Source organism: Methylophilus rhizosphaerae (assembly GCF_900100975.1).
In the GTDB taxonomy this organism is placed as follows: Bacteria; Pseudomonadota; Gammaproteobacteria; order Burkholderiales; family Methylophilaceae; genus Methylophilus; species Methylophilus rhizosphaerae.
Genome location: NZ_FNFX01000001.1, coordinates 704,883 through 728,967 on the forward strand (window position 1 = coordinate 704,883; position 24,085 = coordinate 728,967).

Genomic DNA, 24,085 nt, shown 5'->3' on the forward strand with positions numbered 1-24,085 from the left:
TGGCTCTATATTGAGTTTATGAGTATCACAATGCTCTTTAAGTGAGTATTCTCATCTAGTTGACCACCAATTATTATTCAAACTGACCAGTGATTCTAATAACTACTGACCACCCCATCAATGCCGAAAAATGAGACCATCCTGATAGCTGTCAGTCAGGTTCGGTGCTAACGGCCCAAAGCGGACATTAACCCGATTATTCATTCGGTTGGCGAAATTGTGGCAATAAGCCAGTCACTAAAAAGTCAAAGTTAGTGGCTTTTACAATAAACTCTACCAACCAAAATAAAAAATAACATTCAGGCTGATTGGAGTTTGGTTTGGCAAATGTATCTCTAAAATTGAAATCAATACTTGCAAGTCCGCTGACGCAAAATCGCAACTATATGCTGTTGTTTTCTGCACAGCTTATTTCATTGGTAGGTAGCGGTTTGACTACTATAGGCCTGGCATTATTTGCACACCAAATAGTGGAAAACAGTTCTGCTGCGGTGGTAATTGGTAATGCTTTAATGTTGCGAATTTTGGCATTTCTGATGTTTTCTCAATTTGCTGGAATCCTGGCAGATAGAGTCAATCGCAAATACATGCTTATTATTGCTGATGTTGTGCGCTTAGGTTTACTGGCATTATTCCCTTTCCTTGATAGCGTTTGGCAGATTTATACGATGATCTTTTTGATCAATGCTGCCACGGCTTTTTTTACACCGACTTTTGACTCCACATTGCCAGAGGTCGCTGGTCGTGAGCACTACGTGAAAGCATTATCATTTTCTAGAGTCGCCGTGGATCTTGAAGCCATACTGGCTCCTGCGATTGCAGGGCTTGTATTTGCTTTGTTAGGATTAAAGTGGCTGTTTTGGTTAGATTCGCTTTCTTATTTGTTATCTGCCGTCTTAGTATTTGCTACTGTTTTGTCTTATAAAAAAACTATCGTTGCAAAATTCTCGCCCACATCCTTGTTACAAGAGTTGAGTTTTGGGACAAAAATTCTATTTCGTGAAGCATCTCTAAAACGCGCCCTTTTATTGAGTTTTGCAGAAGCATTAGCTGGTGCCGCGGCTATCGTTGCTACAGTGGTCTATATTAAGGACGTGCTTTTATTAAGTGAGACTTCGTTTGTATTGGTAATGGCTGGCTTAGGGTTAGGTTCTACAATTACTGCCTTGGTTCTAGGGAAATTCACTGGCCGATACGAATCCCTTGCAAGTAATGATTTAGAGTTACATGGCCGTCGGCACCGCTGGACTGAACAGGTTTTATTAATCGGGGGAATTGTCTTAGGAGTCATACTTTTACCTGGCTTCTTAAAACCGGGTTTGGCTATATTTTCATTCTTATGGTTTTTGAATGGTGCTGGCCAAGTACTGATAGCTATTTCTTCAACTTCATTGCTAGCAGAGCATACGGCTGAATCGGAGCGAGGTAGAGGCTATGCTGCACATTTTGCATGGACGCATGCATTCTGGTTGATTACATATCCGGCCATTGGTCATGGGGTTGCAAAGCTAGGTGTGCCGATAACATTTACATTGGCCGGTATTGTATGTATATTTATAGTAACATTTGCCTTCTTATATCTGAAGTTCACTCCACAACATAAGCATTCATATTAGTTCAGCTTAGTGAAGGGGTTAGCATCCTTATAGACTGTTTAAGTGCGATACTGTATACCCGCTCATTCAGAACTTAGAAATCATTATGAAAAAACTTTTAGTAATAGGTTTAGCTTTAGGCTTTCTTGCCATTACCGGCTGTCAGCATGTTGGTCAACATTGCCCACCTGGCCAGGCAAAAAAAGGGAATTGCTAGAATTCTCACGGTCCATTGTAGTCGTCAACACTTGACCGTGTTAGACATGCTGCTTGAGCCTAAGCCACAATATTGAAACCCTGAAGGTGACTGTGTTTCAATAAGCTCAGCCTAGTTCTCAATGGGCTTGATACTTCATCAAAAGTACAAAAAGGGATCTTTCGATCCCTTTCCTTTTCTATATTGTAAATTAGCTTACTTCAAGAAGACTTGATCAAACACCCCACCATCTTCGAAGTGAGTTTTCTGAGCTTTCTTCCAGCCACCGAACAGTTCGTCTACCGTAAATAATTCTAGTTTTGGATATTGGCTCTCATATTTCTGAGCTATAGCTTCATTGCGTGGACGATAAAGATTTTTCGCAATAATTTCCTGACCTTCATTACTATATAAATAGTTTAAGTAGGCTTCAGCAACAGCGCGTGTTTTATGCTTATCAACCACTTTATCAACTACTGAAACTGAAGGTTCTGCCAAGATTGAAATATTTGGAACGATGATATCAAATTTACCACCATCTTCTTTTTTGGCCAGTAAAGCTTCGTTTTCCCAGCCTACCAAAACATCACCAATACCACGTTCAATAAAAGTAGTAGTCGCACCTCGTGCACCTGAGTCTAAAACAGAAACGTTTTTGTAGAATTTGGTAATGTAATCACGCGCTTTGGCATCATCACCTTTATTTGCTTTTAATGCTTGCCCATAAGCTGCTAAATAGGTCCAACGTGCACCTCCCGATGTTTTTGGGTTAGCTGGAATGATGCCAATGCCTGGTTTGATTAAGTCATTCCAAGTGCGAATATTTTTCGGATTACCTTTACGTACTAAAAAAACGATTGTAGAACTATAGGGAGCACTATTATTAGGAAGGCGTTTTATCCAATCCTTGTTAACAAGTTTAGCTTTGTCATGCAATACATCAATGTCATAAGCTAAGCCCAGAGTTGCTACGTCCGCATCTAAACCATCAATGATTGAACGAGCTTGTTTGGATGAGCCTCCATGTGATTGACGTACAGTTACTTTGTCACCAGTTTTTCCAAGCCAGTATTTTGCAAAGGCAGCATTATAATTTTGGTAGAGTTCTCTAGTAGGGTCATAAGAGACATTTAAGAGCGTGACTTCAGCAGCATTGACTAGAGTTGTATTCAAACCCGTTAAAAGTGTAACTAATAATGTACTTATAGATAATATAGTTTTCATAAGAGGCCTATGTTTGTTTTTACAGAGCGCACTATAAACATAAATCGTTATCTTAAAAAATAATATAAATTTATTTAGTTATTCTAAAAGGTTATATGCTATTTATTATTATTTGATATTTAAAAAAGATTAAGTTGTAAGTATAATTTCGGCACTGGGGATTTAGCAGCCTCCCCGCTTCAAGACGCACTGCGTCCAAGGTCTGCTCAAATCTTGGGTCTTATAAACCCACTAGAAGAGAGCTTATGGACGCAACGAATACAACAACAGCTTCAACAACACAAACTTCAATCCCTGACTCAGTCTCACCATATCAAGCCTTTTGGTACTGGCTTAAATTAGGCTTTATTAGCTTTGGCGGCCCGGCAGGCCAAATCTCAATCATGCATCATGACTTGGTTGAGAAAAAACGCTGGATTTCAGAAAAGCGTTTCTTACATGCACTCAACTATTGCATGGTATTGCCTGGACCGGAAGCACAACAGCTAGCCACCTATATCGGATGGTTGATGCATCGTACATGGGGTGGAATTATTGCCGGTGTACTTTTCGTACTGCCTTCATTTTTCATTTTAGTCAGCCTTGCCTATATCTATATGGCCTATGGAAGTGTTCCAGCGGTAGCTGGAGTGCTTTATGGCATTAAGCCAGCTGTGGTGGCCATCGTGCTCTTTGCAGCTTACCGGATAGGATCGCGTGCACTAAAGAACAAAGTGTTGTGGTCAATAGCGGCGCTAGCTTTCATTGCAATATTCGCTTTGAAAGTGCCTTTTCCTATCATTGTTCTTATTGCGGGTGTGATTGGCCATTTTGGTGGAAAGTTAACACCTCAATACTTCAAGGTTGGCGGTGGGCATGGCGCTGCTGATAAAGACTACGGTCGTGCGCTGATAGATGATGATACCCCAACGCCTGAACACGCTTTCTTTTCCTGGAAAAAGATGGCCAAAATTGCTGCCATTGGTTTAGCAATTTGGTCAGTATTTATGTCTTATTTAGTATTGCGTTATGGCTGGAGCAATGCATTCACGCAAATGGGATGGTTCTTTACCAAAGCTGCACTTATGACATTCGGTGGTGCCTATGCAGTTTTGCCTTATGTTTATCAAGGCGCAGTTGAACACTATCATTGGCTCAATCCAACGCAAATGATTGATGGTTTGGCATTAGGGGAAACTACGCCTGGCCCACTTATTATGGTGGTGACCTTTGTTGGTTTTGTCGGTGGTTGGGTCACTCAGGTGTTTGGACCTGATGCAGTCTTTGCATCAGCATTTGTAGCATCTGCAATTGTGACATTTTTTACATTTCTACCTAGCTTCATCTTTATATTCATGGGTGCGCCATTCATAGAAACGACCCATGGGAATTTAAAATTCACCGCACCACTGAGTGCTATTACTGCCGCGGTAGTTGGTGTCATATTTAACCTAGCTTTATTTTTTGCCTATCACGTCTTTTGGCCAACTGGTTTGAATGGCAACATTGATTGGTTTTCAATATTGCTAACTGTTGCTGCAACTATTGCGGTATTCCGGTTCAAAGTGAATGTCATCCCAGTCATCTTGGTAAGCGGATTAGTGGGCATGATTTGGCAACTAACTATGTGATTGGAATCAATGGATTTACGATTTTAATTTTGAAACTAATCTTGTGGCATTTGTTGTACACTTGTTCTAGTTTATTAGTGGAGAAGAAACAATGAATTTATGCAATAAAATTTTATATGCAATAACCTTGGCGGCTTGCACAAGTATATCTTTAGCACAGGAAACAATTGACACTGCCAAGATCGAGCAGATTACGGGTATTCAAGGGAAGTACAATCAAGAAGAGAATGTATTCAAAATTTCTAAACCAAGAAACGATGTAAAAGTAAAAGTTGATCAGTGGCAAACACCACCATTCATGGGATTAACTAGTTGGGCTGCTTTTATGCCGGCTAAAGGACACATCATGATGATGGGTGATACGGTTGTTTTTGAAGATGAAGTGAACCCAGCAATGAGCGCTGCTTTTGAAGCAGGTCTCGAAGTGACTGGGCTTCATAATCATTTCTTTTTTGACGAGCCTAAAGTGTATTTTATGCATATAGGTGGCATGGGTAACGAAGATGAGTTGGCACGTGGAGTCAAAAAAGTGTATGACAAAATTGCTGACATTCGAAAAGCACATCCAGAACCCAATCGCCAGTTTCTAAAAGAGATAGGTAAGACGAATAGCATCACTCTTGATCCTTTAGAACAGGTCCTCGGCCTAAAGGGTACGAGCCAGGATGGCATGGTCAAGTTTGTGATTGGGCGAGAAGCCACCATGCATGGTGCTAAAGTTAGCAAGGAAATGGGCGTTAACACGTGGGCTGCTTTTGCAGGCACCGATACTTATGCCATTGTAGATGGTGACTTTGCCATGCTTAGAGAAGAGGTTCAACCCGTTTTGAAGGCTATGCGCCAAGGTGGTATCAATATCGTGGCCATACATAATCATATGACACATGATGAGCCAAACTATTACTTCATGCATTATTGGGGAAAAGGCAAAGCGAAAGATCTTGCTGAAACGATTAAACAGGCTTTAGAAACCCAAGAAAAGAAATAAACTTTCAAGAATTATGGCTTAAGCCTGCAACAGAATACGAAAAGCCCAATCAGAAATGGTTGGGCTTTTTTGTTTCAGAAGCTAATCCGAATGACTGCTTTGGGCCGTTTTTTGCCCTTTGCACTTTAAATTAGCTTGCCACAATGCTGTCATTCAAAAAATACTCATAGCTTTTAATTAATGGTCAGTAGCTATGAAAAACACTGGTCAGTTCAAATAATTCTGCTGGGCAGTTACAATGAGAATCGATGGTCAATTGGTGTGAGAATATGCACTTTAAGTGTAGCTGTGATAACTAATTGACCTAATTCCATGATTACAAGCTCACTTTGTTATGTTGTTTAAGTAGTTCTGCATCTTCAGTGTTAATGCCATATTCTTTTAAAGGGTCTGCTTCAAATCTGCCACATGATGAAGAGAATAAATCAACTATAGCCATATCTTCATGAATAACGGATATAAGCTGTTCGGGTAAATCTTCACCCTCAAAATCTTGTGAGTTTTCCAGTTCAAATTCATGGCTAGGATATTTTGATTTAAGGTGATTTAAAAGCACTTGTGTATTCATGATTTAAGCTCTCTATGTTCTGATACAACAAAGCGATGAATAGTGTTGATAATCTGTAGTGATAACTCAGGGTTCACTTCTTTTTCATTAGATTGATTAATCCAGTTTTCAACAATGGAATTCAATCTGTCTGTATCAACTGCTTCTAAATTTTGTTGGTGTTTCAATTGACCAATTTTTCTAGTAGCAATAAATCGTTTAGATAATATGTTGATTAACTCACTATCAAGATTATCAATTTCAGTTCTTAATTCTTGTAAGTTCATTATTCATTCACCTTGTTATTAATTTCACTTTTAATGTATACAATAAATTTATCTTTAACTTCATTATCACTAAAGAAGATACTAGCAAAATCGCCATATTCAATGTGCAATACATTTTGAATTGTTAAGCATGCACTATTTAAAGCCTCTTCTGCTAAATCATCAATTTGTCTATCTGTCATATTAATAATGTCTTTATGAAACTGTTTAACAACTTCTTCAATTGTTTGGTTATTCATAATTTAATTTCTTTCATTATTAAATTCAATAATGATATTTTACTCTTACTGTATAGATCGTCTACTGATTTATTTATTAGATATTGAATTAAATGTGTTTACTATTATTTTGAATAAAACAACAATAAATATAGACTGATTTAAAGGTGTAAAAAAAGCCACTGTATGAAAGTGGCTTCTATGTTTGATATTATTTATTTAAAGTTTCATTTTTCTTTTATGTGTTGTGTTTTTTTCTGAACTACTTTTAAGCATTAAACCCATTTCTTTAACTTTATCTTCAAATTGTTTTTTACTATTAGTAAATTCTTCATTAGAATTCTCTTGATTATTAATTTTCTGATTTATTTTAGAATGTAGAGTATTTGAAAGATTCTCTGCCTTAATATAGTTATCCATATATTGTCTATTATCTAAATATTCGTTATCCTTGAGAAAAGGAAATGGTCTATATTCACTCGTTTTAATTTCTGGTTGATTTATATATTCTTGTTTAGCATGGTTGAATAATTCATTATCATTTCTCAACTCATCATTAAGAGTAAAGAAAATGTTTGGCTCATCTGTTATGACAAGTTTCAAGAAATCAATATTTGATTTTAAATCATCATGCACTGAGTCTAATTGACCATAACTTTTAAAAAATTCTAAATTAATATCATAGTCAGTTTTTAAAGAATCTGAAAGATAATCAGCACCTGCATGTATTTGTGATTTAACTTTTTCTAAAATATACTCTTTATCGTTATTTAACTCTTCACCAATAAATTCAGTATTGGATGCATTATCATCCAAATATAAATCAACAACCTCTTTATCATTTCTCAACCTTTCGCTCACATATTCAAATGCTGATAAGTAAGCATGAGTATGTTCTTTCTCAGTAATAGCTAAATTTACAATATATCTATTCTCATTTTGCATTACCCAATCTTTATTATCGTAATTCCCATTAGCTTTGTTAATATCAATTTCAGGATTAATTTCTCCATAATCTCTAAATAATTGCCAATGTGGAGCTACCGAAGCAAAAACATCTAATCTATTTTTATCATAATCTAAACCATATTTATCTTCTTGATCTTGATAGTATTGCTCTGCTCTTCTCTCAATTGCCTCTTGTTCACGCTGCTCACTTTCATACTCTTTAAGATGGAATTCATTAATTTCCTCTTCAGTAGGATTAATTTTTCCATAAGTGTCTAAATTAAATTCATTGATATCTTTTATATATAATAATTCTTCATATTTTTTTATTTCTGCTTGCTCATCTTCAAATTTGTTATTACTGCACTCAATCGTATCATTGAAATACGGAACACCATTCATTAAAGGGGCATGTTCCAAAGATACTAATTGATTATCAGAACAAAAAAAATTACCACCTACTTCTTTCGGGGAATGCTCTAATGTACTTAATTGGTTATAACTACAATCAAAATCACCACCAATTTTAATAGGACAACCTTTTAGTGATAGTAATTTGTTATAACCACAATCAAAGTTTCCAGTTACTTCAACTGGTGCATGCTCAATAGATTTCAAATGATTCTCTGAACAATCAAAATCTTCAAATACTAAGACTGGTGCATGTTTCAATGAATTGAGTTTATTGTATGAACAATCAAAGCTACCAACTACTCTAGTAGCATATTCAAGAGAAGTTATTTCATTAAAACTACAATTTAGATATTTTTCAATATCATACGGACAACCCTTCAATGAGGTTAATTCATTAAAACTACAATCAAAATAACCATTCACTTTACCAAACTGCACTGGAATTATTTTTAATTGATTATCTGATATATCAACACTACCATCCACATCAACGGTTAAATCTTCATTAATGGTGTAGTTCTTAACTCCATACTTATCTAACCACTTGCTGATATTTTTTGGTGTATTTAATTCTTTCTCATCTTTCACACCAAACCATGAATTTTGAAACATTGATTTTAAACCCATAACGAATTCTCCTTAAAGTTATGAATTAACTATAAGAAAATATTTGAAGATATCAAGTAAACGGCAATTAAAAAGCCACTTGTATGAAAAGTGGCTTTGATTCATTGAATATAAAATTAGAGTTTCATTTTACGTTTTTGTTGAACACTCTCATTATGGCTTGGTATATTCGATTGTAATCTTTCATACATTTTCTCAGATTTCACATACTGAAGTAGTTCTAGTGGGTCTACTTCATAATATTTATTATCTTTAAAATTTTGAAGCATATGTTTCTCTATTGGATCATTGAGATCAACATTATTTAGAACAACTAAGAATTTATACCCATCACCAATACTTTCAGGAATATGGTCTAAACTCTTCAAATGATTATTCATGCAATCAAAATGACCTCCAACTCTCTTTGGACAATGTTCTAATGATGTCAATTGATTATAAGAACAATTGAAATTCCCTCCCACTTCACTAGGGCAACCTTTCAAAGAAGTTAGATCATTACCTTTAATATAAAAATCACCGCTTACCTTTCCAAACTGAATTGGTATTTTTCCTATATGTTTGTAATTTATTGTTACATCACCATCTACATCAACGGTTAAATCATCATTGATTGTGCAACCTTTAAACTCTATATAATTTTGCACCCAGTTATTTACTTCATCTCTCGTTTCCAATTTTTCCTTATGTAAAAAATCGTAGCTCATATTATTCTCCTATAGATATCAATTAACTATAAGATAATAATTTCTAATAGCAATACATTCATTAAGCTTGTTTTTGAAAGCCTTTCAATTCCACAAAAATATAATTAATTGTCATCCATGCTAAAAATTCTGTAACACCTGAACCTTCATGTTGTGGGTTCTTCATGTTATCTAACATTTTAAATTGAGATATTAGTGATAATGATTCCTCACTTAATTGAAATTCACTTGTAAGCTTTCTTAACAACTTCATCATTATGGAATAATCTTCTTTATCCAAATTTCTAAACATTGGCTGTCTTATAGTAAACATATTCAATTTTGTTCTAAATTGTTCTTCATAAAATTTTAAATCATTCATATTCATTCCTTTATGTTAGTTATCAATTCAATATAAGAAATAGAAATCAAATGTAAATAGCAGACATAAAAAAACCACCCATAAAAGAGTGGTATATTTGATAAAACTTATTCACTTAAAAGGCGAACATTACCCCGATCCTGGCAACTGGATTACTTCCAGCTATAGCAATGCCACCAGTGATTGCAAAGTTTGGTCTTATAGAGCTTGTAAATGATGCCCCCATAGCTACTTCACCGTTATAAGTAGCTCCATTCACTGCTACTGTTGTTCTACCCTCAATCCAAGGGGCTGATTGCATAGATGCCACTGCTGCAATACCTTGAGATAGTTTTCTTTCAACTTTGCCAATGCGGTGTTCTAAGCTACCGATACGATTATAAGCTTCATCAATGTCTCTTCTTATTTGAGTATCGTCATAAGCTGGGCCACCAGAAACACTTGCAAGACCTTGTTGTAATTGTTTCAAATTAACTGCATCGTATTGATCAAACGCATCAGCTACATTGCTAATTGTTTTATTGCCTACATTCACTGTGTTGTCTCTAGTGTTGTTAATGTTATTACCTAAAACAACTGCATTGTTTCCTGAGTTTGTTGAGCTATTACCAATCACTGCTGAATTTTGCCCTGTATTTGTTATATAAGAACCAAATAAGTTGTTTTGACCAGATCCCGTATCACCAGATACACCATTAGTAATTTTATTACCTACTAGATTTGAATCAGGCAAATAGTTAATGCTTTCGTTACTAAACATGTTGACACTGGAAGCATTATTAAAGTTATAGCTACCAAGCTGATTACTGTTCTCTCCAGAGTTATCATTACCATTACCTCTTTGGCTAGAATCATTTCCTGAGTTCACATTATCATTACCTTCTTGTATACCACCATAGAAACTTGTATCTCGGTTGTTTCCTCCCACTTGAATACCATTATCACTATTAGTGTAATTGCCATTACCTAATTGGGTCATGTTTAATAAACCAAAATTTGAACCGTTAGGAACAAACATCATGGTATTACGATTACCATTTACTAATACATTTTGAGCATTTTCAACGGAATTACTGCCACCGTTAATTTTCCCATCCAATGAATCATTAATAACATTTCTTTCACCATCAATGACAAACTGGTCACTGTTATTGATAGCTGTTGTGCTTGAATCGTTATATATCTGATTTGCTGCATGCACATTAAATGAACTAGCTAATGCAAATGCCATCACACTTACTTTAAATCCTATACCTAATTTCATAATTGTTTCTCCTATAATTATTATGTAAATTAAATATAAGAAATAAGAATCAAATGTAAATAGCAATTGATAAATATTTATTTCTGATGTTCTCTCCAATTCTTTAATCTTTTGTATTTAGCTATGATTTGTTCATTAGTTATTTTTCCCTCATAACTTAATCTTTCAAGTTTCTTATTAAATTCAACTGAATCTCTATAATCACTAAACAAATAGATATCTACATTTTCAAATAAATACAAAATCATTTCATCATTTAGTCTTAAGAATGAAACATCATCTGTCATTAATAATGAATTCGGTTGAATCTTTCTTGCACTATCAATCACTGATTTATTGAATAAAACGGGAATAGGTCCTAATTTTTCAAATACTCCATAGTTCAACATAAGCATGTCATAGTTGTTATTTTTAAATGACTGCATGTTCTTTTGAATCTCTTCAATAGTGCTGTAATCAACACTATTTTCTTTAAATCCATGCTTGTAGTTTTGGCTATAGCGATAATCGTAAATATCCATACTTCTTGAATTTTTAGAATAGCCAGGGAAATGTTTCCAAGTAGGTGTTATAGCTTGGGTTCTCATTTCATTAGCAAATATGCTTGCATACTCATTCACCTCAAAAGGATTTTTTGAATAGGCTCTTGTATTGTCATTATCTTTATAGTCAGTATCAGCTATAGGGGCTAAATTCATATTGATACAAGTTGAAGCTAATTCCCTTGATGCATAAGTCATAGTCCATCTGAATCTTTTTGAACCTAACCCTCTAGCGAATATTGGAGCCGGTGGTAAGTATTTAAGATTTCTAATTCTTACAACATCACCCCCCTCTTGATCAACCATCTGGAATTGGTCAGGATTTGATTTTCTAAGCTTGCATAGGTAATCAAGTGGCAATGTTTTAAAGCTGCCCTCAAAGTAGATAATTCCAAAGTAATTTTGTGTATTGCCTTGAGTTGTCCAAGGCGAGATCATGAACTTATCAAATGTTCCTGCATTAGCTATATTCACTACCAGCAAGGCAATTAAACTTAGTAGTTTTTTCATACCTTCCCCTTTCCAATAGCTTTGTGAAATGCCACTTGATAGGCTCCTTTTTCATTGATTAATGAAAAGAGCTTTCTTTGTTTGAATGTGTAATCTTCTACAACCATTAAGCTTTCATCGGTCATAAATGAATCGGTCGGGAAATGCAAAAGCAAAGCATCAACACCCATTTTTGAAATCTGCTTAGAAAAGCTAGGTTTAGAAATTCCATAGGATTTATAGAACTTATCAGCCGTTGTCTTCATGTATTGGTTGGCAATAAACACCTGATTTGAAATTTTTATAGCCAATACAACATGAGCTTGGCCGGTGTCTGGTTCGGTTAAAGAGTCATGCACCATGAAAAGCATGTCTTCCACTGGAAACCCTGCATCTTTAAGTAGTAGATACTTGATTACTGCATAGTCTTTACAAACGATTCCACCTCGTTTGAAAGCTATATAAGGGCTCATATATGAACCATCAGTGTTATCAGTGTATGGAATTTGATTGATAAGCAAGTTAGCCACTGCTACTTGGTTATAGGCTCCTAATTCATTTCTTACCAATTCAACTAATTTATCCCATCCCTCTGGTTTCTTTTGTTGATGATTAATCAATGCTTGATTGAATTTATCAATACGAAAATCATTTCTTGAATCAACTATATATTTTGAGTCAAAGAATTCAGTGTTCATATTCTTCACTTCAATATCTTTTGCTAACAATTGAAGTGGCATTGCCATTAATAATAAAAGTAAATATTTCATATACAAATCCTCGTTATAGATTTGTTATAAGAAATAGAACTCAAATGTAAATAGCAAAATTTGATTTTTATTTTTTATTTGCTATAAATATTCCATTAATAAGGATAAATATATGGCATATAAGAAAAAGGAAACTGAACCAAGAGACTACAGACAAGAATTAACTGATAAAACAATAATTAAAATTGAAGGGATGATTACTCAAATGGATGATAATCCTAATCTGAAATGGGTTAAATCTTGGTTTACATGTGATGCTAGACCAAAGAACCCTTTCACTGGAACAATCTACAAAGGTATTAATCTTATTTCATTGATGGGTGAGGATTTTAATGACAATCGTTTTTATACATATAACAACATTGCCGATATGGAAAAACAAAGGGCAAAGAATATATTTGATACAAATACTTTAAATGCTCAATTAGAATCAAAGAAAATCACTCATGCTGAATATGATGTAAGAATTGATGTTATTAATAAATCATTCAAAGAATTGGAAGATAAAGGATTAGAAGATAGAACAAAACCTTTATTCATCATGAAAGGCTCTAAATCAAATCCAGTGTTTAAAGCTATGCAAGTGCCTATTTCAAGAAAAGATGATAATGAACAATCTGAAGACCAAATTAATGAAGCTCCTGAAATGATTTGGAAGCAAGTATTCTCTGGTAATGTTTTCAATGCCACTCAAATTAGTAATATCAAACCAATTCAAATTGAGAAGCTTAATTTCATTCCATTGGAAGAGGCTGAAATTCATTTGAAAGCTATGATTGAAAAAACCAACTTGGGATATAAAGAAGTTGATCAAACAAGAGCTTTTTATTCAGTTAAAGACCATGCTATAACCATGCCATTGAGAGAAAACTTCAAGGATGAAAACTCTTTCTATGGTGTATTACTTCATGAGATTGGTCATTCAACGGGTAAACATTTTAATCGTGATATGTCTGGTGGTTATGGTTCTAAGTCTTATGCAAAAGAAGAATTAGTGGCTGAAATTAGCAGTGTGATCATGAGTGCAGATTTAGGAATACCTTACGACTCAAGCCAACATGAAAATCATGTGGCATATCTTAAATCATGGGTAAGTGCTCTTAAGGATGATAAAAACTTCATATTCCAGGCAGCAAGTAAAGCTGAACAGTCTGTGAGTTATCAACATGAGATTAGACATACTTTCAAACAAGAATTGACTCTAAAGAATGAGCATAGGAACGATTTAAAACAAGACATGAAGGCTACCCCCTTACCTGAGAAGATTAAATCGCTCTCAATGAGTAGGTAAAACAAAAGCCCCTAATTAAAGGGGCTTTATTGATTACATTGTCATGGCATGTTCTTTAGTCTTCGTTTTGGTTTTAATTTGAGTAGGTTCTGCCTTAATTTCCTTGGTATAAGTTTTCTTGATATCTTTGGCAAGTCCTTTCTCAGTAAAAGCTATGTATCTATCGATGCCTTTATTGATTTCACCATTTTGAAAATCTTTCACTGGATCAAGGTCTAGTCTCTTTTGAACTTGAGCGAATCTATCAGGTTGCTTATAGTCTTCAAGATTAAGAAATTTAGAAGTCTCAATCAAATGCACTAAGGCACTTTCAGGGGTGTTATTGAAGTGGTTCTTAACTGCTACATAGTATTTACCTACGGCTAATATTTCACCTTTAACAAAACCCGGTTCTTTGGCTACTTTACCAGCACTAGTTTTAACCAATTCATTGTTAGCATCCCTTTTAGCCTTTAATGGAATTCCAGTAAAAGTTATCTTTTGTGGACTTGAATCAAACTCAATAGCTGTAGTGAATACTTCCCTTTCCTGCATAAGCTCTCTATTTACATTACGAGAACGGCTTACATCAAACATAAATTGCTTTTGTGCTTTCTCGTCCATATCAAAAACTGATGGTGTGTAAAAAATGACATTGTTTGATTTATCCAATGCATCAGGATTTGGAACATATTCACCCTTTCCATATTTGCTATAAGCATGTGTTAAATCATACTTATTAGGCATTTCTACTGAATATCTATCGTTATCAATATCAACCCTAACAATGATTCCATCTTGTTCACTTGCTTGAATTATTCCGTTTTTATTAGCCATGATAATTATCCTTATATATATTTGTGTAAGGTATACATAGCAAATATTCAATTCAAGTCAACGTTATAGTTTAGATATTGATTTTATTTGTGTTGAATTATTTGGAAGTTGATTATGAAGTTTGGTGTGTAGTTCGGTTAATTGTATGAAGTGGATAAGTGAATCAATTGGATTATCTTTATTGATAAATTTTTGAAGTTCTTCACTTGCGAACTGGTAAGACTTAATATTTTGAAGTAAAGCAATAAGAACAAGATAAGGGTCGTTTTGAAATGAATCATCTGCATACTCTAAATCTAAACCATTTTTTGATAATGCTTTTATAACGAATTCCTTATCTTTGAATCTATGCATATATTTATATTACAACTAAAAATTTAGTTATCCTTACATGAATCCTGATTACTCAATTTTGGAAGGTCTTCCTCATCTTCGTTTATATAGTTTGCATAATCTTCATAGTCATCTTGATTTATAAAACCTTTAGAGAGTTGCATTAATTTAATTTCATCCAAAATGTTTTCCAAAGAGTCAATCTCCAATAAAAGTTCCAAATTTTTAATCTTTTGCTTTTCAATTTTGATTTCATATGTTCTTCTAAATTTCCATAAATCATCACAGTTTAATGTATTTAATTTCTCTTTCATTCCTTTCTCCTATAGTAATGAATTAACTATAAGAAATTAAAACCTAATGTAAATAGAAGGCATGAAAAAACCACCCATAAAAGAGTGGTTTTAAATATTGATAAACTAGACTCTTACACATTCAATCTTTTTAGTAGAACTTACAATATATTCAACATTCACTTTCTTAACATCAATAGTGTTTGTCATAGCTACTTGAGATTTATATTCCTCAATCTCTGATTTACTTGCATAAATCTTAATTGTTGACTTGTTAGGGTCTGGTGTTTGATTAGCTACTTTAGCTGTAGCATCAAAAGCCTTTTGGAAATTACTCTTCGCAACTGGTTTAGACACTTTCTTCTTTGGCATTTCAATGATTGTTTTGTCTAATGCTTTTTTAGATGCTTCAGCTTTAGAGTTAGCTTCTTTAACTTCATTATCCTTAGATTCAATAGTTAAATCTCTTTCAACAATAACCATCTTCAAATCACTATTCTCTTTAGCCAATTCTTCTTGAATCTTCTTAGCCTCATCCAATTGTTTTTCATAGGCTGTAATTCCTGCAACGGCTCCAAGGGCTACACCACCATAAGCACAACCTTGGGCTACACCTGCACCTGTTGCATACCCGATCACGCCACCGCCTATACAGCCGATTATTGCCCCGCCCGTAGCTGATGCTGTTGTAGTGTCTTTGATACCAATTTTATTACCTACACTTTGTGAAGCACTTTGAATTGTTGAACAACCTGATAATGATGCAATTGCTAATGCTAAAATACTTAATTTTAATTTATTCATATTAATATCCTCATGTTATTTTTTTATAATATGAAATTAAAATCAAATGTAAATAGTAGAACAAAAAAAACCACTTAATATATAAGTGGCTTTAGAATTAATACCTATATTTTAAAGTTTCATTTTTCTTACTAGCTTTTGTTCTTGATTAACTTGTGGCAATTCTCTAGTTAATCTTTCACTTAATTTTATTGCATAATAGTATTGATGGATTTGATTTACATCCATGTCATAAAGTTGTTCATTCTCTAATTGATTATTTAGACAATGGAAATCTCCATTAACTCTCAATGGTGAATGTTCTAATGAAGTCAATTGATTATAATCACACTCAAAATCTCCATTTATATATTTTGGTGAATGTTCTAATGAAGTTAGTTTATTATTATGACATGCAAAATATCCATCAACTTCATAAGGACAACCTTTCAATGAAGTTAATTGATTATTTGCACAATCAAAAAATCCCTCTACCTTACCAAACTGAACTGGTAATTCCTTTAACCAACATCTTTCCAAATCAACATTATTATTCACATCAACGGTTAAATCTTCATTGATTGTGAAATTCTTTATTTTCATTTCATCAAGCCAGTATTCAATTTCATTTTTATACTTAAACATGTTTATTACCCTTATAAGCTAGAAATTCTGCTGGCAGACCACCTCTTGAATCCTCTATATACACTCCTGTAATTTTCTCCATATTTAAAACATCTGGAATATCACATACTGGCTTTAAGATTATATTGAATTCCTCTTTCAATTCTGACAAATATTTAAAATCAGTATCAGAATAATTAGAAGGGTCTATTACAAGAGTTTTTTTCCCATTCTTCTTAAAGTATTTCAAAAACAAGTTATTTAAAATTTTTCTCATATTCATTATCCTCATAGTTGTCTAATAAATATAAGAAATTAAATTCAATTGTAAATAGCAGATATAAAAAAACCCTACCAATTAATGATAGGGTTCTATTGATTAAGAAATATTATTCAAACTCAACACTATAAATAATCTTTTCTTTCTCTTTTTTCGGTTCCTTATTTGAAATTATTACAGTTGGAGTTGTTTTCACTGGCACAACTGGTTTAATTTCAACCTGTTTGATTGTAATTGGTTCTTTCACTGGCAAAGCCTCAATTGCTTTCTTAATTGGCTCTAAAGGAGCCGTTTTAACAACCTCCTTAATAGTAGGAGTAGGACTAACCTCTTTTATTGGCTCTATGGGCTTTGGTGCAACCATTGGCTTTGGTTTAGCCACTGGTGGAACTACCTTTGCAGGTAGCTCTATTGTTTCCAATATATCAGTAGCAGATTCTTCTTTCTTACTGCAACCAGTAGCCAATACAACCATTAAGCATGCTGAAAATATATGTAGTTTATTCATGATTAAGCTGCCTCCTTAATATCAGGATATTGAGCTTTCACTTCTGCTACCAATACTTCCAATTCTTCAGTGCTGATGCCATGAATTTTAACGATATCAGAACGTGGAAATAATGCTCTTTTGAATCTAACTAAAGCTAGTCCAGGTCTTTCCAATGATTTCTTGTTAGCTTCAGTGTATAACGCTCTCACTGGATTGTTAGGATCAGTCATGTATTCTGATAAACCTCTGTATTTATCAAGTTCATCACTGCTGTTCTTTCTGTCATAAATCAATTTGGTAGCATCAAGGTCCCCTGCAAATTTCATTGCATGTGCTTCAGGGTGGCTTGCATCAAACTCTGGACTTCTCATGAAGTTATTACTTGTAGTTGCAAAGTCAATCGGATTGCCTTGTGGTGCTGAACTAGTTACAACTTTGATTTTACCAATCACTTCAGACATGAAATTATCAGTATCTTCATTGTCAGTCTCTAACATTACATAGTTTGAGAATGATAATAACAATGCATGTGCTTTCTCTTTTGAACCTAACTTATTAATCAAGTTAGTTAAATGTTGAGTAGCAAATATGTATGAAACACCTCTACTTCTACCTTTTTGTGATTGATCAACATCGTCGTCAGAAATAATATCTTGGCATTCATCAATAATAAGCATTACTTGGGTTTGAGTTTTGTCATTTCTCCAATCTGCCTTTCTTTGTGCAAGTGCATTACTTAATCTAGCTTTCAAAAGTTGTGTAATGATTCGACCAGCATTACCGTATTTTTCTGGTGGTAAAGAAACACCATATTTAGCACCTTTAAGAATGTCTAATATATCAATATCACTTGTTTCTGAATCAGCCCAATCATACAAAGATTCGTTTTGTGTTAATGGTGATAACCATGACATGAAGTTTGCAAAGAAGCTTTGAATTGTTTCTTGGTTTTCTTTGTTTTGATTCAAAGTAATATAATCAAGAATCTTAGTAATACCCTTATCACTAAATAAGTTTGGATGGAATTCCAAAATTGAAACAATAGGATGTGAAAACTTACCATCAATGAATGTTCCTACTTCAGTCAACATTTTACCTAATTTGATTATGTAGTTAGTGCTTCCAGATATTGAAGATGTAGCCTTCATAAAATCTTCACTTTGATTATCAAGTGATTTCATTTCTAAAAGTTTTTGTCTTGTTAAAAGTGAGTAATAAAGTAATTCAGCACCACCCAATCTAAATATCTCATTTGCACCAGCATTTTGATTTGAACCACTTGCATTCAAAATAACTTCAACAATTTGTTCAGGTCTTAAATCACCAAATATCATTAAGTTCTTAACTAAATGTGGAGCAATGATTGCATCTAAAGTTGCTTCCAATTCATAAGCTAAATCACCTTTACCATCAAGAACTAAATAACCCATTTTCTTACCTGACATTCTTTCAATGGCATATAACTTGTATGCTAAATATCTTAAATATCTAGATTTACCACCACCAGATTTACCAAACACAAATAAATGCGTATATAAATCTTGTAATGTGAAACCAATTGTATTGCCAGATTCAGGAGCATTGATATCGCCTTGATCTTGGAAATTACCTAATGCAGTTCCAGATTCAATATATGGTGTTGAATCTTTTAATGCATTTGAAATTTGATTAACCAATGGATTACTTAATTTTTCACTATTAACGAATTTCTCATTTAATGTTCCACCATGAGCACCAACTTGCTTTCTTAATTCAAGAGCTCTTTTCATATCTTCACGATAGCTAGATGCAAATATAATGAAAGCTGGAACTATGTATAAAAAGGTCGTGAAAATCCAAGAATCAATATTCAAATTGATTGCTATATAAGCCAATGCGATAGATAAAAATATACCCATTGGTTTTAAGAATGTTTTCATATTCACCATGAATAAGAATTTAGCTACAAGCATGACTGTTAGAAATGTGCCTACAATACTTCCGATTACACTAGCAATCATAAAAAAGTTGAATGAAGAGGCAATATTACCCAAGCCAGTAATTCCTAAAACATTAAGTAAAATCATCAATGAAAATACGATGGCAATATAAAGCTGTGAGATTCCAGGATCACTACCACCATTCCAATCTTTAGGTAAACATAGACCTGCGATTTTCTTACCAGACTTTGATAATATGGTTCTATTTTTTGTATTCCTCAAATCTGCTGGAACGATTGAAGAGCTATAAATACCACCCCTTTGAGTGATTTCATTAGTCCACTCTAAAGCTTCCTTTTGCATACCTTTCACATTCAAAAAAACAACTAAACCTTTCCATTGTTTAATGATGTGAACAACCTTACTAAAAAAAGTATTCACTGGTTTTAGTTTATCTACTGCCTTATCTAATTTGTCTTTCATATTGAATTCTCCTTATAAATGTTTATTTTAATTGCTGTATTTTTGTTTGATTTCTTCTAACTGCTTTTCCATATCAGCATTTATAGAAGTGGTTTCTTCAGAGCCTTTATCTTTGATATTGGCTATATTCTTCTCACCACTTGCTTTAATTCTAGTGATACTTTCTTCTGCTGCCTGATCAAGTTTCTTATCCTGAATTTTAATTTCTGTAGCTTGAGCATTAAAATCTTCTGCTGAGATATTTCCAGATGCATAACTTTCTTTTAATGCTTTTGCTTTAACTGTTATTTCTGCTTTTCTCTCACTTAATAATTTTTTTACATTAGCAATCTGTGAATCCACTTCATTTTCAACATTGCTAACTTGTTTGCTCAAAGCCACTTGATGTTTAACTCCATCAACCATTGGTTTACCAACTAAGCCCATAAATAAACCCATTGAAACAAGAAAAAGAGCTAACCATTTAGAAGTTTTTCTTCTTAAATAAATTGAATATCTATTAACAAACAATCTATATCTGTGTTCTTCATAAGTTGAATCTTCAATATTGTTGAAATGGTTTGGAGCACTTCTGATTTTATCTATAGTTGAATAATAAAAATAAAAAGGCATACCTTGTGATTCTGGTGAACCATATACAAATGTGCCTAAGTAATTTGCTATCTTAGATTTATATGTTAATAAACCTAAACTCCCTTTATCTTGATTAGCCCATACTTTATAACCAGACCAAAAATAATCAATTTCATTTCTTGGGTCTGTATCCATTAAAAAATTAACCATTTCATGGTCATTTTCAATTTTCTTTAATGAATCCAATACATCTTCTTTAAAGATACTATCAAATTCAAGTGCAACGGTTTCTTTAATGATATTTGATATATTAAAGTCCGAACTTTCTAAAATTTCTTGATTCATTTCATTTCTCCTATTTACATTACGTTTTAATTTCTTATAACTATTACTGACTATAAGAAATTATTCTCAGATGTAAATAGCAAACTAATAAATAATTTAAAATGGAGAAATATATGGATAATGATTTTGCAAAAGAATTGGAATTATTTGATGATATGGATGCTTATTTTGATAACAAAATAAGTAATGAATCAGATAGAAGTGAATTAAGAAAGTTTTATAATGAATCTGGTGCTAGAGATAATGAACATATCAATACACAATTCAAATTATGGATTCTTCAATCTAATGTTTTGAATGAAACAAGAGAAATGATGAATAGCTTTGATAAAAGATTTTATGACACAGTAGCTGAGAAATTAGCAACTACTGAAAATGTATTAAATCTATTTAAAGACAACCTACTCACTGAAACAGACAACACTATTAAGAATCATATGGAAACTGCAACTAATATGAGTAATCAAATTGCAATTAGAACTAATGATTGTATTATTGAAGTGAACCAAGCATTTACTGAATTCAATAGTATATTAGCTGATAAAAGTAGTGAATTTACTAGCTATATTGAATCTCAAATGTCCGTCATTAGAAACGAGTTAGATGGTAAGAAAATGGCTCAAATTGCAACCACTGAGTTAATCACAACGGCAACTATGGAAATGTTCCCTAAGATTTTTAGAAGTGTAAGCAAGTCTGAACTAGCAAACTTTACTGAAGACATGAAAAATGTTTGGAGTAAGAAAAGGATTGTAAGAGAAATTATTGTTATGTCCTCTTCAATATTTATTGGTGGTGGTCTTCTTTTCATGGTTAGTAGATTTTTCTAAATATAAAAAAAGGATAAGCCCCTAGCAATAGGGGTTTTATTTTTTATAGGCATTGCTTTTTGAATCCTATTTCTTATAGTTAATTGATAACTATAGGAGAATCATATGAGCAATGATAAGCATGTTGAAACAGTAAAATATCTAGTAAAAGAAAAAGGTGGTCATTACTTTAAAGGTCTGGATGAAACATATAGAAACAATCCTGAAATAGCTTTACATGCTATTAAACATAATCCTAATTTGAGTATTATGGAAAAAGCTAATGATGTGATTAGAGACAATAAAGCAATCGCATTACTTGAACTTAAATCAAATGCTAGGTCTATTGGTTTTTTAAGTGAAAGATTACGAGGTGATAAAGAAGTAGCCCTATTAGCATGTAAATATTTTGGTTCAGGACTTTCACATGTAAGCAATGAATTAAAAAATGATGAAGATGTGGTAAGTGTAGCTGTTGAAAATGATCCTTTCTCAATTTTTAAAGCCAATCCAAGTATGTTGAATAATGAAAGGGTTTTGAATATTGCTTTGAAACAATACAAATTACATGAGAAATTTTTTGATTCAATTAATGAAACAAAACATGTTGAATTCTTAAAGCAATATGAACAAAAATATGAATTAAACCAGAAGTTGAAAGGATTATTACCTATATCAAAATCTCATGATAAACCAGTAAGAAAATTGAAACTTTAATATGTAATAAAAAAAGCCCCAATTCAAGGGGCTTAATTATTTGGATTAACTGACTTTCATTTTCATTCTGATACCTTGCATTTTTTGTTTTGTTTGCTCCATATCTTGAGTGAATATTTCATGTGGCTTTTGTTCTTGTTTTGAACTTTGTTTTAAAGCCTCTTTCTCTTTAAGCATTACATCCAAATGTTCTTTAGGAATTACCGATTGAACATTTTCACCTCTAGCTCTCATTCGCTCTTCTTGATCAAAAATGACCTTCTTGAATTCAGGTGTTTGGTCTTCCCATTTTTGGATAGTGCCAGGTATCTCATACAAAGGCTTTGGAGCTTGTTTAATTGCCGTAGCCTCATGTAGTGGCTTGATATCCACTAAAGTAAGTGTAGGGGTCTTAGATTCAATCTTAGGACGGTTTTTAGCCCATTGTTCCATAGCATCCCAATCGGAAGAGTCAGTCTTAATTTCTGAACGGGATCTTAAATCAATCACATTAGATTTGACTTCAGACATGTTAGGAACCTCTATAGCTTGAGTTTGAGCCTCTTTATTAGTGATAGGCATGCTATGGGTCTGTTTAACCTGATCACTAGGCTTGTAATTTTTAGCCCATGCCATATTGTCATCCCATGAGCTTTGTTCTTTCACCTCATTAGCAACTTGAATTAGATTTTTTTGAGCCGTCTGCACTTGCTCATTAATCTTAGGGTTAGTTTTAACTATTTCTTCAACTGACTTTTTGATGTTGGAAGTAAAGGTCTGTTTATCTTGAAATGACTTATCTGTTGTTATTTCTGATACCTTTTTTTGAATGAAGTCTTTTCTCATGAACATACCTGACTCTTCAGCAAGTGCAGCTAATTCTGGTGTTTCTCTATTAGGTTTGAATTCAGGATTATCTTTTCTCATTGCAATCAGTTCAACTTTTCTTTGCAAAGTAGCATCTTTGATTACTTTATCTAATTCAAATTTTTTCTTAGATTCTTCAATCCATTTATCTGTTTTGATTTCAGCTTCAACTTTATCTTTTTTAAATGTCATACCTTGAGATTTTCTATATTCAAGATAAGTGTCTTCCAAAAGTTGAATTTCATCTTTGTTTGGTTGTTGCCCTAATATTTCTTTGTCATGATAATGAAAGTAAGCCGTTTCAAATTTGTGTTTAGCTCTTACCTTATCTTCAAAAAATTCTGCATGACTATCAGGTCTACCTGAATTAGCATTCATTACATCTTTATCTAATGCATATGCCAATTCTTTTTCTTGAATATCTTTCATCTTATGAAATGATGGGCTGTAATAGTTTTTCCAAGTTTCTAATACATAATCTTCTTTAAAACGCTCTCTGAATTCCTTACTATTCAAATTACCAAATTCAGTGGCATTTCTTGTATGATCAATATAATTACGAACTTGACTAAAACCCCAATTTTCATTTTGGTCTTTTGCAATGAAAGGTGTGTCTTTAAATTCCTTTCTTACTAACTTAATTAAATCTTCTTGTTTCATAGTAATTATCCTTATAGTTGTAATCTAACTATAAGA

Annotated in this window: 26 protein-coding genes; 6 read left to right on the forward strand and 20 right to left on the reverse strand. The window is 33.2% G+C overall.

All coding sequences use genetic code 11. The features are described 5' to 3' along the window. The first annotated feature begins 320 nt into the window (after positions 1 to 320). Positions 321 to 1,616 carry an MFS transporter gene (locus BLP53_RS03490; protein WP_143001343.1) on the forward strand — a complete coding sequence of 432 codons (1,296 nt, stop codon included), beginning with the start codon at positions 321 to 323 and terminating at the stop codon, positions 1,614 to 1,616. 391 nt (positions 1,617 to 2,007) lie between these two features. Here BLP53_RS03490 and BLP53_RS03495 read toward each other — a convergent pair whose 3' ends face one another. After that, positions 2,008 to 3,015, reverse strand: coding sequence for a sulfate ABC transporter substrate-binding protein (locus BLP53_RS03495; RefSeq protein WP_091469976.1), 1,008 nt, complete (start codon positions 3,013 to 3,015; stop codon positions 2,008 to 2,010). Between the two features lie 245 nt (positions 3,016 to 3,260). On the opposite strand from BLP53_RS03495, the gene chrA reads away from it, so the two are divergent. Next, a complete protein-coding gene (chrA, locus tag BLP53_RS03500) occupies positions 3,261 to 4,625 on the forward strand; it encodes a chromate efflux transporter (protein WP_091469980.1) in 1,365 nt (454 codons plus the stop codon). Between the two features lie 91 nt (positions 4,626 to 4,716). Then, positions 4,717 to 5,613 carry a DUF1259 domain-containing protein gene (locus BLP53_RS03505; protein WP_091469983.1) on the forward strand — a complete coding sequence of 299 codons (897 nt, stop codon included), beginning with the start codon at positions 4,717 to 4,719 and terminating at the stop codon, positions 5,611 to 5,613. A gap of 316 nt (positions 5,614 to 5,929) precedes the next feature. Here the strand turns inward: BLP53_RS03505 and BLP53_RS03510 are convergent, their stop codons facing one another. From BLP53_RS03510 to BLP53_RS03550, 9 genes are all read right to left on the reverse strand, one after another. Next, positions 5,930 to 6,181 (reverse strand): hypothetical protein, encoded by a 252-nt coding sequence (locus tag BLP53_RS03510; protein WP_091469988.1) that lies wholly within the window; start codon positions 6,179 to 6,181, stop codon positions 5,930 to 5,932. Further along, the gene (locus BLP53_RS03515) at positions 6,178 to 6,447 is read right to left on the reverse strand and encodes a chorismate mutase (protein ID WP_091469991.1); all 270 of its coding nucleotides are present in this window, start codon (positions 6,445 to 6,447) and stop codon (positions 6,178 to 6,180) included. The genes BLP53_RS03510 and BLP53_RS03515 overlap by 4 nt, the downstream gene beginning before the upstream one ends. After that, positions 6,447 to 6,686 carry a hypothetical protein gene (locus BLP53_RS03520; protein WP_091469995.1) on the reverse strand — a complete coding sequence of 80 codons (240 nt, stop codon included), beginning with the start codon at positions 6,684 to 6,686 and terminating at the stop codon, positions 6,447 to 6,449. The genes BLP53_RS03515 and BLP53_RS03520 overlap by 1 nt, the downstream gene beginning before the upstream one ends. Before the next feature lie 198 nt (positions 6,687 to 6,884). Continuing rightward, on the reverse strand, positions 6,885 to 8,654 hold the full coding sequence (locus BLP53_RS03525) for a hypothetical protein (RefSeq protein ID WP_091469999.1): 1,770 nt from the start codon (positions 8,652 to 8,654) through the stop codon (positions 6,885 to 6,887). Positions 8,655 to 8,770: 116 nt separating this feature from the next. Then, positions 8,771 to 9,361 (reverse strand): hypothetical protein, encoded by a 591-nt coding sequence (locus tag BLP53_RS03530; RefSeq protein ID WP_091470002.1) that lies wholly within the window; start codon positions 9,359 to 9,361, stop codon positions 8,771 to 8,773. 61 nt (positions 9,362 to 9,422) lie between these two features. Then, positions 9,423 to 9,722, reverse strand: a complete 300-nt coding sequence (locus tag BLP53_RS03535) for a hypothetical protein (RefSeq protein ID WP_091470006.1) — start codon at positions 9,720 to 9,722, stop codon at positions 9,423 to 9,425. Between the two features lie 115 nt (positions 9,723 to 9,837). After that, positions 9,838 to 10,986 (reverse strand): hypothetical protein, encoded by a 1,149-nt coding sequence (locus tag BLP53_RS03540; protein WP_143001344.1) that lies wholly within the window; start codon positions 10,984 to 10,986, stop codon positions 9,838 to 9,840. A gap of 77 nt (positions 10,987 to 11,063) precedes the next feature. Then, positions 11,064 to 12,038 (reverse strand): glycoside hydrolase family 3 N-terminal domain-containing protein, encoded by a 975-nt coding sequence (locus tag BLP53_RS03545; RefSeq protein ID WP_091470014.1) that lies wholly within the window; start codon positions 12,036 to 12,038, stop codon positions 11,064 to 11,066. After that, positions 12,035 to 12,787, reverse strand: coding sequence for a transglutaminase-like domain-containing protein (locus tag BLP53_RS03550; protein WP_091470018.1), 753 nt, complete (start codon positions 12,785 to 12,787; stop codon positions 12,035 to 12,037). Before BLP53_RS03550 ends, BLP53_RS03545 begins: the two co-directional genes overlap by 4 nt. A 112-nt stretch (positions 12,788 to 12,899) precedes the next feature. Between BLP53_RS03550 and BLP53_RS03555 the strand changes: the two genes are divergently transcribed. After that, complete coding sequence (locus tag BLP53_RS03555; protein ID WP_091470022.1) at positions 12,900 to 14,078, forward strand: ArdC family protein; 1,179 nt, start codon at positions 12,900 to 12,902, stop codon at positions 14,076 to 14,078. A 33-nt stretch (positions 14,079 to 14,111) separates the two neighbouring features. On the opposite strand, the gene BLP53_RS03560 is transcribed toward BLP53_RS03555, so the two are convergent. The 9 genes from BLP53_RS03560 to BLP53_RS03600 form a co-directional block, all read right to left on the reverse strand. Then, a complete protein-coding gene (locus tag BLP53_RS03560) occupies positions 14,112 to 14,894 on the reverse strand; it encodes a hypothetical protein (protein ID WP_091470026.1) in 783 nt (260 codons plus the stop codon). Positions 14,895 to 14,957: 63 nt separating this feature from the next. After that, entirely contained in the window at positions 14,958 to 15,248 is a 291-nt protein-coding gene (locus BLP53_RS03565) for a DUF4116 domain-containing protein (RefSeq protein WP_091470030.1), read from the reverse strand. Between the two features lie 23 nt (positions 15,249 to 15,271). Beyond that, on the reverse strand, positions 15,272 to 15,541 hold the full coding sequence (locus tag BLP53_RS03570) for a hypothetical protein (protein ID WP_091470034.1): 270 nt from the start codon (positions 15,539 to 15,541) through the stop codon (positions 15,272 to 15,274). A gap of 105 nt (positions 15,542 to 15,646) precedes the next feature. Then, a complete protein-coding gene (locus tag BLP53_RS03575) occupies positions 15,647 to 16,324 on the reverse strand; it encodes a hypothetical protein (RefSeq protein WP_091470038.1) in 678 nt (225 codons plus the stop codon). A gap of 111 nt (positions 16,325 to 16,435) precedes the next feature. After that, positions 16,436 to 16,948, reverse strand: a complete 513-nt coding sequence (locus BLP53_RS03580) for a hypothetical protein (protein WP_091470041.1) — start codon at positions 16,946 to 16,948, stop codon at positions 16,436 to 16,438. Beyond that, positions 16,941 to 17,204, reverse strand: coding sequence for a hypothetical protein (locus BLP53_RS03585; RefSeq protein ID WP_143001345.1), 264 nt, complete (start codon positions 17,202 to 17,204; stop codon positions 16,941 to 16,943). The genes BLP53_RS03580 and BLP53_RS03585 overlap by 8 nt, the downstream gene beginning before the upstream one ends. A gap of 112 nt (positions 17,205 to 17,316) precedes the next feature. Continuing rightward, positions 17,317 to 17,715: a hypothetical protein gene (locus BLP53_RS03590; RefSeq protein ID WP_091470048.1), complete on the reverse strand. Its 399-nt coding sequence runs from the start codon at positions 17,713 to 17,715 to the stop codon at positions 17,317 to 17,319. Between the two features lie 2 nt (positions 17,716 to 17,717). Next, entirely contained in the window at positions 17,718 to 20,099 is a 2,382-nt protein-coding gene (locus BLP53_RS03595) for a TraM recognition domain-containing protein (RefSeq protein ID WP_091470052.1), read from the reverse strand. 27 nt (positions 20,100 to 20,126) lie between these two features. Continuing rightward, positions 20,127 to 21,017, reverse strand: coding sequence for a hypothetical protein (locus BLP53_RS03600; RefSeq protein ID WP_091470055.1), 891 nt, complete (start codon positions 21,015 to 21,017; stop codon positions 20,127 to 20,129). A 113-nt stretch (positions 21,018 to 21,130) separates the two neighbouring features. Between BLP53_RS03600 and BLP53_RS03605 the strand changes: the two genes are divergently transcribed. Together BLP53_RS03605 and BLP53_RS03610 are read left to right on the forward strand one after the other, a co-directional pair. Continuing rightward, complete coding sequence (locus BLP53_RS03605) at positions 21,131 to 21,847, forward strand: hypothetical protein (RefSeq protein ID WP_091470059.1); 717 nt, start codon at positions 21,131 to 21,133, stop codon at positions 21,845 to 21,847. Between the two features lie 105 nt (positions 21,848 to 21,952). After that, a complete protein-coding gene (locus tag BLP53_RS03610) occupies positions 21,953 to 22,543 on the forward strand; it encodes a DUF4116 domain-containing protein (RefSeq protein ID WP_091470062.1) in 591 nt (196 codons plus the stop codon). A gap of 45 nt (positions 22,544 to 22,588) precedes the next feature. On the opposite strand, the gene BLP53_RS03615 is transcribed toward BLP53_RS03610, so the two are convergent. Further along, positions 22,589 to 24,049 carry a hypothetical protein gene (locus BLP53_RS03615; protein ID WP_091470065.1) on the reverse strand — a complete coding sequence of 487 codons (1,461 nt, stop codon included), beginning with the start codon at positions 24,047 to 24,049 and terminating at the stop codon, positions 22,589 to 22,591. Between the last annotated feature and the right edge of the window lie 36 nt (positions 24,050 to 24,085).